Genomic DNA, 12,216 nt, shown 5'->3' on the forward strand with positions numbered 1-12,216 from the left:
TACGAATAGTTATCTATTTATTCCTTTTGATTTTTACTTTTGAAAGTAGTTGTCTGAAAAGCTCTTGTTTCATATACCTTAGTATAAAAATAAAAATCAGAGAACCAAATACCAATTGTATAATTAAGCCTACAGTAGAATTGATATTTAAATAATTGACACTGTATACTGGAATAAAAATACATAATGCAATAAATATAGCCTCCTTTATTGCTGAAAGGGCTGCATGTTTTTGTTGAAGTATCTTATCATACTGAAATGAAGTATAGATCCAGCCAAATACTGCTCCCATTAAGTATCCTGATATTAAACCGTATATTCTAAAGTCTTGCATTAAAAAGTACATAATTGGCAAGGAACATACAACTTCAACTATAGTAGATACGAATATAATTCTGGATTTGCCTTTGGCAATAATTGCACTTCGTAAAATATGAGACAACCCTCTTAACAAACCTACAACAGCAAGAATCAGCAAAAAATTTCCAGCTTCGCTCCATTTATCGCCATAAAACGTAGGAATTAAATTCTTACTTATAGCCATAAGCATAACCATAAATGGCAAGAATAAAAGTGAAGTAAGATTTAATGCTCTTGTATAGTTTGTTCTAAACTTCTCAACTTGATACTGTAATTTTGAAAACCCAGGAGTTAATACATTGGTAAGAACCGATTGAATTTTAGTTGCAGGTACTATTGCTAGATTATATGCTATATTAAATAATCCCATAACTTCTTTTCCTAAAAATCTACCTGTAAGTAATCCAATCATATTTTCAGCAAAAAAATACACAATATGAGCACCCAGCATGTTCAATCCAAAATTAAACAAAGGGCCAATACCTTTGAATTCTGGCTTGGATGGGAGCCACTTTCCATAATAAAAAGATAACGCTCCAAATAGAATACGCTGAATAATTAATCGCCATACCAGAGACCAAACACCAAAACCATACAAAGCCATTATTACAGCAATAATATTTGCTAAGATCATAGAAGAAATTTCAGCCAATGAAAAACTTTTGAAATCCATTCGTTTTCTTAGAATGATATTAGGAAATTGAAATGTTTGAAGAAAAATCACAAAAGCTAGCACTCTTATAATTGGTACTAATTCTACTTCACCAAAGAAAGCTGCAGCCAAACCTGCTCCAAAAAACACAATCGTTGTCAATACTGTATTTAGCGCAAGTTGTATATAAAAAATTGCTGAAGTTTGTCCCTTAGTGATCTCTTGACTTTGGATAATAGCAGCTCCAAAACCAATACTTGTTAGAGCTTTTACAAATCTGTTTACTATTAGTGCCATTGCTACCAGACCAAAATCAGCTCTCGATAATAATCTAGCTAAAATGATCGTAAATACTATTTGAAGTACTTGTTGCAAAATGTCTGCACTACCTCTCCAAGCTAACCCACTAATAACTTGTTTTTTTAATGATTTTTCAGACACTAAACCTAGATATTGATTAATAAAAAAGCAACCATTTATGGGGCAAATATATTCTAAAAATAATGGCTTTCTAACGATAACCAAACTAATTATTTTTATGAAAAACAGCCTTACTTTTTAAATTTGAAAGAAAAACCTTTCATTTAGAGCTGTTTCACCCCTAAAAATCTGGTAATTAATTTTTATCACTCGTATCTTTTACTATCTTTGGACATTCCCTCAATCTACTTAAAATTTGTTTAAATTTTAAACAATTTAACAGTAGAACTAAAATTATTAAAGTCATGAAAAACAACTACTTATTGCTTTTTGCATTTTTTTTCTTTGCTATTGGATTTAGTCAAACACCTATTGTTACAATTGACAGAGATAATGTTGCAGGTCCGACAGCTACAGGTAATGACCCATCAATTTCTTCTGTTGGTATTACTAGAGGAGCTGGCATAAATCTAAGAGCAGGTACAGACTTTACTTCCAACAATTGGACTGGAGCTTCACTTGCTGATGCAATAACCAATAATGATTACATGCAATGGTCTACTACTGCCAGTGCAACAAATGATATTGAAATTCAAACAGTAGACATAAGATTAAGACGTAATACAAATGGACCAGAAAATTGGCAACTGTATTACAGCTTAGATAATTTTGCAACAGCAGGTATTGCAGTAAATACACCTCAAACTTTAGCTGCATTTACAAACGTAACAACAAACATCACTGGATTAAGTATCAATTCAGGAACTGCAGGCACTATAACTTTCAGGCTTTATGCTTGGGGAGGACTTACAAATGGAGGCTGGCTAAGGGTTAGACAAGAACCAAGTTGGTCAGACTTTGGAATCGTATTGCCCGGAATTAGATTAAGCGGAACAATTAATGCTACTACACCCAATAGCACTGAATCTAATATAATCTCTACAGCATTTGATCCAAACGATAATATCGATTACTCTGCATATAATGCAACCTCAGGCTTAACAACTTTAAACGCTATTAAAATAGGAGAGTTCTCTATTCAAGATGGTGGTGACGACCTTATCGACGCAGATGCACTAAATACAACATTATCGGAAATAGATTTTGGAGTTACTAACAGTTCAAATATTGCTGCATTGGCTATTTTTGATGGTGCAATTAATATATCTGAGGTAACTACAGTTTCAGGTGTTACCTCATTTACAGGCATTACTGGTCTTTCAGCAACTGATGACAGCTCAAAAGTATTCGATGTTTATGCAACGTTCGATTCTACAGTGACAGACAATGAACAAATTCAACTAACAATTATTTCAGCAACTGCAGATGGATCTACCGGATCTGTATTCCTGGCCTTTGATGCTGGTGGAGCTCAAACACCTATTGTTGCTGATGATAACAGAATAGAGGTTACTGCTAACGCATTAATATTCAACCAAGAACCTGTAGACACCTTTCAGTTTGAAACTATGACCCCATCACCAATTGTTTTTGCAGTAGATGGAAATGATAATCAAGATTTAGATTATAATGGCACTGTTTCGGTAGTATCCAGTGGTTCTTTAGAACCTGGAATTATAGATTACACAATGACCAATGGAACAGCCATTCTTAACACAATTGTTTACACTGAAAAAGAAACAGTAACTACACTTTTAGCTTTTGGTGGTGCTCTAAGTCCCGCAATTAGCAATCCGTTTGATGTCGACGGACCATTAATTACTATTGCTCAACAAGACTTTGATGGAACAACACCAGAATGGACTTACACAACCGATGTCGCTCTATTTGATAATGGATGGGCGTTTGATGGCTACTATGGTGTCATAGATATCACAAGTGCTGCTCCTTTAGACAATCCATCATTTTCAAATAATATCTTTGGTGAACATGATCTTAATGATGAAGGCGAGAATGGAACTACTGGTTTTGCAACCTTAACTCTTGACCCGATAGATATCAGCAATTTTGAAAATGTAACCTTATCTTTTGATTGGGATATTCACGGTTATGTCAACAATACTGATGATGCGCAATACAGATTGATTTATGATGGCGTACCACAAGCATTAGTATTTCTTCTAGACGGAGATGGACCTGTTGATACAGATCAAGGAACTGTTACATTAGAAATCCCAGATGCAGTATCAACTTTAGCTCTAGAAATTAAAGTAAGAAACAACGGTAGTAATGGATTCTCCGGATTTGATAACTTCAAACTTATCAGTGTGTTTGATGGTTTACTTTATGTAGATAACGGCTGGTCTCCTAATCCGCCATCTGGAAGTACTGGGACAGAAAACGCTTATGTACTAGACGGTACTTACAATGTAGGAACCAACATTGAAATCAACAACTTATATATAAATGATTCTGCAACAACCACAGTCTCTGCTGGACAATCAATTACCTCAAACTCTGGTTTAGTAAATTTTGGTACTTTAGAAATGAACTCTGTTTCTACATCCTACTCTAGTTTAATTACTACTGGTAATGCTCAAGGCGAAATTATTTATAATCGTCATGTCAACCAACTTGCACCTACAGGTTCTACAACAGGATTTAATGACCTGGTTGCAGCACCTGTGACAAATTCGGATCAAACATTTCTTGCTCTCAGAACTGCAAATCCTGATATTCCATCTGGAACAATAGGCGGAGTTCCTTCTTTTCTATTCGGACCTTTTGATAATGTTGCAAATGAGTATATCAATTATACAGCAGCAGACGATGCTTCTCTGGTAGAAGCAGGTGTTGGATACAGAACAGCATCTACAGCAGCAACTGGATCTACCTTTAGATTTGTTGGTAATGTAGAAACTACTACCAATTTGGTTCCAATAACAGTTGGTGCAGGTAGTACTTTTAATTTGATAGGAAATCCTTATCCATCTTACATTACACTAGCAGATTTCTTGGCTGCCAATAATTCAGAATTTGACGCTATTACATCTGGAGTTTACGCTTACGATGGAGATCTAAGTGATGACTTCACTATCTGGAATCAGGCCTATTCTGATGCTAACCCAACAGCCTTAATTGCGCCAGGACAAGGATTTTTTGTATCATCTAAAGTAGGTGGAGGTACTATCACGTTCAGTCCATCTATGCGATCTATTGGAACCAGCGATGATTTCATTCCTGGAAGGATGAGTAATCCAATAGCGCATTTAAAACTTGAAATGCGTAGTGAAAATGAATTATTTAAAACCGATTTTTACTTTAATGACAATGCTTCTCTAGGTATGGATGCTGGTTATGATACTGCTATGTTTAATAGTGTTACTCCAGACTTTGCACTTTATTCTCACTTAGCACAAAATAACAACGGATTAGATTTAGCTGTACAATCTCTAAACTATGATGCAATTAATGATGTAATTATTCCATTAGGTATTAATGCTAGTCAAGGTCAACAATTAACCATTAGTATTTTTGAAACTGATGTAGCCGACGGTATTGATGTTTATCTGGAAGATACTTTAACAAATACCTTTACATTATTAAACACGTCAGATTATGTATTTACACCAAATACAGACCTTTCTGGAACTGGACGTTTCTTCTTGAGATTCACTTCAGATGTATTATCAACACCTGAAGAAAACTTTGACACAGTTCAAATTTACACAACTAAAACACCTAAAGCTTTATTTATCAAAGGAGAATTGAATACTGATACTAAAGCTGAAATCTATGATATACAAGGTCGTATGATCTTAAATACTCCATTAGATAGTTCGAGTACCAATAATCAAATTGATATTTCTAATTTCAACTCTGGAGTCTATATAGTTAAATTAAGTAACAGTTCTCAACAGAAAACACAAAAAGTAATTATTAAATAAGATCAATTTAAATACATGGTTATTAATAAATCAATTAACGGCATTAATAACAATATTTTATTTACTTTTGACCTTTATTATATATTGTAATGAAAAGAAATAGTCCTCAAAATCAAATCACTCGTAAGGAAGCCATGAAAAAGATGGGCAAGTACGCTGCACTTACTGCAATGGGTACGTTTCTTATCCTTAATCCAAAAAAAGCACAGGCATCTTCTCCACCAGATCCAGGAGGAAATCCTTTTGATTAATTTTTAGTTTTATTTTGAAAACGGACTTATCTCCGAAACACATATGCACTGTAGATGAAACCTCGATACTATGGTTCCAACAGTCAAACAGATATGTGGTAGTTTCTGAAAGTTTATTTTCATTAATACAACTGTATCTTTCCGTAGAATCAAAAGCTTTATTTACCAGTACTCTAAATGACTCACTGAGTATTGAAGCAGATAGATGCAGTACAATTTACGATGAGATTACCATATTTTTAAAGGATGCTATTACAGTGCCTAATGAAACTCCTAAACCTCGTACATCTCTAAATATTCCTATTGACACTATAACAAAGTCATACAATATCAATGGGGTTGGTATAGAAATTAATTTTGAATCAAAACATCTCGAAAGTCTAATACATCCTCAAATTTCCCATTATCAAACTAAAAACAACTTAGAGCATCCTATTGTTTTTGATATTTTTAGAACAGATGATCTTTTACATTTCTTCAAAAACAAATCACATGTGGCAAGCTACACCACAAAAATGGCTCACTTTCTACAAGGAAAATTTGCCCTAGAACTTACCAATACTGTTCACAACACTGACATAGAAAAATGGATTGCTACTTTTCATGCTTCTACCGTATCTAATGAAAAAGAAGCTATCATGATTATTGGTGATTCTGGAAATGGAAAAAGCACATTATCTGCATTGTTAATGACAAAAGGTTTTGATGTTTTTGCAGATGATTTCACACCTCTTTATCAAGACATGAACTTATATCGCTATCCTTCAGCAATATCTATAAAAAAGGGAGCTTTTGATATGCTTGCTTCAGAATTAGAAAATTTTAACACACTCAAAACCTATAGCAACGGTCCTAAAAAAGTAAATCTAAAATACATTCCTAATGACGCCAAAGAATCAAAGACCAAGCTTCCTTGTCAAAAAATAGTACTTGTTAAGTACGACCAATCCCAAGCATCTGAATTAAAAGCTATTTCATTAGAAAACATATTAGAAACTTTAATTCCAGATTCTTGGATATCTCCTAACGATGCACACGCACTACAATTTCTAAATTGGCTTAAAACTGTGCAATGTTTTGAACTCAACTACAGCGATAATGATTTTGCAATAGCCAAATTCAAAACACTATTTGATTCATAAAGCCATTAGAGTCATTTCTTTACGTATTTTTGAAATGAATTAAACCAAAAAATTGTCTTCAACAACCCATACATATAAGTTCACTTTACAGCTAATTGCTGATATTTTAAGTTTTAACCATTTTATTGGAGATCTAGAACAAAAATTAAATAGTGAACAAATTGATTGGGAGCAATTTGTGATAGTAGCAAGTGATCATCTCGTTCTAACAACATGCTATTGCAGATTAAAACAGAAAAATTTACTAGATAATATACCTAAAGATCTTGAAAACTACCTTCAGGATATTACATCAATAAACCGGAACAGAAATCTAGCACTTATTGAAGAAACCAAAACCATAGCTGAAATTTTTAATTCAAATACTATAGAATACACGTTCTTGAAAGGCATGTCTTTTTTAATGGGTGATTATTATCAAGATATAGGAGAACGTATGGTTGGAGATATTGATATCTTAGTTAATGAAAATCAAATTCAAGATGCTTTTGACCTAATGATTCAAAACGGTTATTCTATAATACCCTCAGGTGTTAGAGCTCAGTTTTTTGATCATAAACATCTGGACAGACTAGCTAAAGAGGATAGTTTATGTGCTGTTGAACTTCATAAATATGTGCTTAATACATCTGAAAAGAACTTATTAAAAAGTAGTCACATTTTTAATTCTAAACAATACATCGAAGACATTGCAATTCCGGACAAGTCTGTTATGTTTATGCATAACATTCTTAATTTTCAAATAAACGATAAAGGACATTATTACTCAAATATAAGTATGCGCTCAGCCTATGATTCTATTGTACTATTAAACACTTCACCTAAATTATTAAACGCAGTTGAGAACAAGTACACACGATCCTATTTTAATCTTATATCTGTTTTCTTTAAAGACATACTTAGTGGTTTTGAGCCAGATGTAGCCATAGTTAAAACTTTTGAAGCCAGATTAAAATCACCTAAACAAAATCGAATACGAACCAAACGATTAGCAATAGTTGAGTACCTTAAATTAGTGCCTTCCCGTTTCATCTTATTTTTAAAGAATAAAGACTACAGAGTGGCAATCTACAAAGATCGAAAACGAATACTGAACGAATTAAAATCAAAATTCATGAAGTCATAAGGCAAAATATAATAACTTTGTCTTTATTTGTAATATTCTAGTTCAAAGCATATCTTTGAGTTAACCCAATATTGAAAACATGAAAAAGGCTGTCTTACTCTTAATCCTAATTGCGTTGTTTAGCTTTAATGGCAATTCACAATCCAGCTTAACTAAAGATCAATACCGAAATATAGATTCTTGGATGATTAGTGTTGGTGTTAATGCTGTGGGTAGTCTAGGCACTAGAAATCCTGTTGAAAGATTAGATGAATTTGAATTTAGCCAACCTCTGGCCTTAGCAGTTGAACATCAATGGTCTAGATTTTTATCAATTGAACAAGACTTTACATTAAATAAGTTTAAAATAACTTCAAGAATTGATAATGGTAAACTACCAGAAGAATTTACTTATTTCTCAACAAACACTTATTTAAAATATTACTATTCAAACGAAATATTTAAAAACACAAATTTAAACTGGCTGGATCTATATGTCGGTGGTGGGCTTGGAGTATTTTCCATAGATGAAATAAACACTTCTGCAAATCTCTTACTAGGTGGCACCATATGGATTAGTGATAATATAGGCATACGATTACAAGGTGTAGGTAAATTTGCGTTTAACCACAAAGATAACCGCTTTGACAATAACCATTTTCAATACATGCTACAAGGTATTTTTAAATTGTAAAGATAATTCGTAAAAAAAATAAAAGCCCAAATACCAAAGTAATGTATTTGGGCTTTTTTAATTAGTATTCTCTAATCCCTAATTAATCTTCAATCTCTATATGAATTGTACTTGTCATTTTAAGCTTTTTACCATCTAGTCTAGCTTGAGAGAAGAATTGTTTTGCAATTTCCTGCTCATTAATTAACTCATTGATTCTTCCATTATCAAACTCACATTTGTCTTTCTCATTTCCTTCAGTAATTGATAGGCGATGTAACTTGTGAAAATTAATTTTTACTTTAAGTACAGAATTGATAATATGTGACGCTTCAGAAGCTGTATAACTTCCATTAATCAAATCTATTTTTTGTGTCTTTTTCGTCGCTTCTAATGTTTCCATGGTTTTTTATTTATTAATAGTGCAAAGTTTAAATTTTATTTTTATTAATTTTTATTTATATATTTAATAAATATCATAAGTAAATATTATGATAAATTTATAATGCATAGATATAATGGCATTCCTAATGTAATATTAAAGGGAAACGTAATCGCAAGAGCCATAGGAATATAAAGACCTGGATTTGCTTTTGGTGCTGCAATTTTCATAGCAGCAGGAACAGCAATATATGAGGCACTAGCTGCCAGAATAGCAAATAACAATCTGTTTCCTGCGCTTTCTGTAACTAATCCGCTTAATACAGCAACAGCTGATCCATTGATAACTGGTATAATGATTGCAAATATTAAAGCAAACCATCCCTTTTTAATAAAATCAGATAACTTACGACCACTAGTAATACCCATATCGAGTAAGAACACTGCTAAAAACCCTTTAAATATATCAGTAGTGAAAGGTTTAATGCCTTCAGCTTGTGCTTCACTTGCTAAAAGCCCAATAACTAAACTTCCTAAGATAATTAGTACACTTCCATTGGTAAGCGCATGATGTAATACCTTCTTCATAGGTACCCCATCTTTCTTTTTATTTTTCTTAAAGAGGGTCATGAGAGACAATCCAATCATAATAGAAGGGGCTTCCATTAATGCCATAACAGCGACCATGTGTCCACTAAAGGGAATTTGTTCTAACTCTAAAAAAGAAATAGTTGTTACAAAAGTAACTGCACTAACCGATCCGTAGGCTGCGGCTATAGCACCAGCATTCTCAACTGTAAACTTTCTTCTAAGTATAAAATACGTGTAGACAGGAACAAGTAAAGCCAGAAAAATCCCAAATAAAAGAGCCCACAAGATTTCTATATTAAACTCACTATGTGCTAACTCCTGACCACCTTTAAAACCTATTGATAGTAAGAGATATAACGATATGAATTTAGATGAATTTTCAGGAATACAAAGATCACTTTTCACCTGAACGGCTAGGAGTCCTAAAAAGAAAAATAATAACGCTGGATTGGTAAGATTATCTATAAGTAAATGTAAGTCCATAACTTCTCAATCCTAAAACCTATTTATCATTATTTGATAAAAAATGAATAATTAAGAGCATCATTATAATACCTCCTGATATTAATAATTCGGAAAGAAATAAATTACTGTTCTGAGCAGACATATAGATAAATATGCCAAAGGTCATTACAAATAAAACAAGTTTAATTAATCCTAATTGCTGTTTTGCCAAAGCTGAAGTTAAAAATTTTGCTCTGCTTTCTTTACGTCTTTGTTTCTTTAATATAAAATCACTCATGTTTATTTTTTTTGCAAATATCACATGTATAGTTTATATATTTTTATTTATATTTATTATATTATACATAAACAATAGTTATGCATTACACCTTACATCAACTAGAAATATTTCATAAAGTATCACAGTTAAAGAGCGTTACAAAAGCATCCGAGGAGCTATTTTTAACTCAGCCTGCAGTGTCAATTCAATTAAAAAAATTTCAAGATCAGTTTCAAATTCCACTATTTGAAGTTGTTGGTCGGAAGATTTACATAACTGACTTTGGTGAGGAAATCTCTCTTGCTGCAGAAAAAATACTAAATGAAGTCAATGCTATTAATTATAAAGCCCTATCATTTCAAGGAGAACTATCTGGAATGCTGAAAATAGCTATTGTTTCAACAGCAAAATATGCTATGCCTTATTTCCTAACTGAATTTATGAACCAACACAAAGGCGTTGATCTCAGTATGGATGTAACTAACAAAGCTGAAGTAGTAAAATCTCTCGAAAACAACTTAGTAGATTTTGCTATGGTATCCACTATTCCAAAGCATTTAAAAATTGATCGTGTTCAACTCATGGAGAACAAATTGTATTTAGTTGGAGGTAAACAATACAAGCATAATGGAAAAAATGTATCTAAAACGGTATTTGAAAAACTTCCACTTATCTACAGAGAACAAGGTTCTGCAACACGCAATCAGATGGAATATTTTATAGCCTCACATAAAATATCTAACTATAAGAAGATGGAATTAAAATCGAATGAAGCTCTTAAACAGGCTGTAATAGCTGGATTAGGTTTTTCAATTATGCCATTGATAGGAATCAAAAACGAACTCAATAACGGCGACTTGCAAGTAATTCCTATGAAAGGCCTACCTATGATTACTAATTGGAACCTCATATGGCTTAGCTCAAAAAACTTATCCTCTATTGCTAAACATTTTGTAGATCATATCAATGAACATAAAGCTAAAATTATCAATAATCATTTTGATTGGTTCAACCAATATTAGACATTTAATAGCCTGCAAAATTAAAGTTGAGCATTGATTTTACTTTGTTATATATTCTAGGAAATTGACCTTTAAAAACATCAGGTGATTCAATAAAAGTCTCAATGATTACTGACAAAAATTCAAATTGATTAGTAAAAGCATAATCTCTTAAAAACTTTGACTTTACTAACTTCAATTTTAGCTCAGGACTACCATCCAATAAATTAGTCAGCTCAACAAAAGAATCCAGAAATATTGCTGAACTTGTACTTTGTCGTCTCACTCTCATATAATAAAAATGAATAGCATGTGTAAATTCGTGTACAGCCAGATTTAAATTATCATCTTCTATTTCGTATCCGTATAACACATCCTTCCAAGAGAAAACAAGTGCTTTATAACCCAAATTAAACTCTCCCTTATGATAGGCTTTATTGGTTTCCGAATAAAACTCATCTGGATAAAATATAATACGCTCTACAGATTTGATATGATAATCCCTAAGTCCGAAAGTAAGCTTCACGGCAGTTCCTGCAATGAGTACCTTCATTTCGTCTGTTACATTAATGTCTTTACCAATAAATTCCGTTCTCTTCATAAACTGATACACTCGATGTTCAAAAAAAGACTTATGCTTTAGCGATAGTTGATTGTAAAAATGAATATACTGTCTCAGTATAGACCGTTGCGAGTTGGATAAAGCTCGTTTTCTGAAATAAATATGATTGTAAAACAGGCGCTTATTGATATATTCTACATAGGCCATTTCGAAGAAGTAAAAGATCTTTTTTGCAAAAATCATAGCAAATAAAATTGCAGAAATGACATAAACCACGTAGGCCACCTCCTTTTCTTCTGGTGTCATTTTGGCTTCTTGTAATAGTAGAATTTTAGTTGAGAAACTCAATAGGGCTTTTTTAAGTTTTTGTCAAGTTAATATATTTTGACTAAATGTTTATAAAACAAATTCATTTCTATTTGCCAGTTTGCTTTGAACTTCGGATTGACTCACTGCGCTCGCCCTTCCTCAACGCTCCGCTTTGAACATAAGAAAGCTTTGCTTAT

At 32.6% G+C, this 12,216-nt stretch carries 11 protein-coding genes; 6 read left to right on the forward strand and 5 right to left on the reverse strand.

Features of this window, described 5'->3' with window-relative positions:
• Positions 1 to 13: 13 nt before the first annotated feature.
• Entirely contained in the window at positions 14 to 1,453 is a 1,440-nt protein-coding gene (locus Q0951_RS15060; protein WP_299338559.1) for a lipopolysaccharide biosynthesis protein, read from the reverse strand.
• A 284-nt stretch (positions 1,454 to 1,737) separates the two neighbouring features.
• On the opposite strand from Q0951_RS15060, the gene Q0951_RS15065 reads away from it, so the two are divergent.
• From Q0951_RS15065 to Q0951_RS15085, 5 genes are all read left to right on the forward strand, one after another.
• A complete protein-coding gene (locus Q0951_RS15065) occupies positions 1,738 to 5,280 on the forward strand; it encodes a T9SS type A sorting domain-containing protein (RefSeq protein WP_299338562.1) in 3,543 nt (1,180 codons plus the stop codon).
• A gap of 89 nt (positions 5,281 to 5,369) precedes the next feature.
• Entirely contained in the window at positions 5,370 to 5,531 is a 162-nt protein-coding gene (locus tag Q0951_RS15070) for a hypothetical protein (protein ID WP_299338564.1), read from the forward strand.
• A 14-nt stretch (positions 5,532 to 5,545) separates the two neighbouring features.
• On the forward strand, positions 5,546 to 6,673 hold the full coding sequence (locus tag Q0951_RS15075; protein WP_299338567.1) for a hypothetical protein: 1,128 nt from the start codon (positions 5,546 to 5,548) through the stop codon (positions 6,671 to 6,673).
• Between the two features lie 52 nt (positions 6,674 to 6,725).
• The gene (locus Q0951_RS15080) at positions 6,726 to 7,799 is read left to right on the forward strand and encodes a nucleotidyltransferase family protein (protein WP_299338569.1); all 1,074 of its coding nucleotides are present in this window, start codon (positions 6,726 to 6,728) and stop codon (positions 7,797 to 7,799) included.
• Positions 7,800 to 7,878: 79 nt separating this feature from the next.
• On the forward strand, positions 7,879 to 8,472 hold the full coding sequence (locus Q0951_RS15085; protein WP_299338572.1) for a hypothetical protein: 594 nt from the start codon (positions 7,879 to 7,881) through the stop codon (positions 8,470 to 8,472).
• 82 nt (positions 8,473 to 8,554) lie between these two features.
• On the opposite strand, the gene Q0951_RS15090 is transcribed toward Q0951_RS15085, so the two are convergent.
• The 3 genes from Q0951_RS15090 to Q0951_RS15100 form a co-directional block, all read right to left on the reverse strand.
• Positions 8,555 to 8,854 (reverse strand): hypothetical protein, encoded by a 300-nt coding sequence (locus Q0951_RS15090; RefSeq protein WP_299338575.1) that lies wholly within the window; start codon positions 8,852 to 8,854, stop codon positions 8,555 to 8,557.
• An 86-nt stretch (positions 8,855 to 8,940) separates the two neighbouring features.
• Positions 8,941 to 9,906, reverse strand: a complete 966-nt coding sequence (locus Q0951_RS15095) for a sodium-dependent bicarbonate transport family permease (RefSeq protein WP_299338578.1) — start codon at positions 9,904 to 9,906, stop codon at positions 8,941 to 8,943.
• Positions 9,907 to 9,925: 19 nt separating this feature from the next.
• A complete protein-coding gene (locus tag Q0951_RS15100) occupies positions 9,926 to 10,165 on the reverse strand; it encodes a hypothetical protein (RefSeq protein WP_299338581.1) in 240 nt (79 codons plus the stop codon).
• 80 nt (positions 10,166 to 10,245) lie between these two features.
• Here Q0951_RS15100 and Q0951_RS15105 point away from each other — a divergent pair, with 80 nt between their 5' ends.
• Positions 10,246 to 11,169 (forward strand): LysR substrate-binding domain-containing protein, encoded by a 924-nt coding sequence (locus Q0951_RS15105; RefSeq protein WP_299338583.1) that lies wholly within the window; start codon positions 10,246 to 10,248, stop codon positions 11,167 to 11,169.
• A 4-nt stretch (positions 11,170 to 11,173) separates the two neighbouring features.
• Here the strand turns inward: Q0951_RS15105 and Q0951_RS15110 are convergent, their stop codons facing one another.
• Positions 11,174 to 12,058 (reverse strand): zinc-dependent peptidase, encoded by an 885-nt coding sequence (locus Q0951_RS15110; protein ID WP_299338586.1) that lies wholly within the window; start codon positions 12,056 to 12,058, stop codon positions 11,174 to 11,176.
• Between the last annotated feature and the right edge of the window lie 158 nt (positions 12,059 to 12,216).

Source organism: uncultured Psychroserpens sp., assembly GCF_947501425.1.
In the GTDB taxonomy this organism is placed as follows: domain Bacteria; phylum Bacteroidota; class Bacteroidia; order Flavobacteriales; family Flavobacteriaceae; genus Psychroserpens.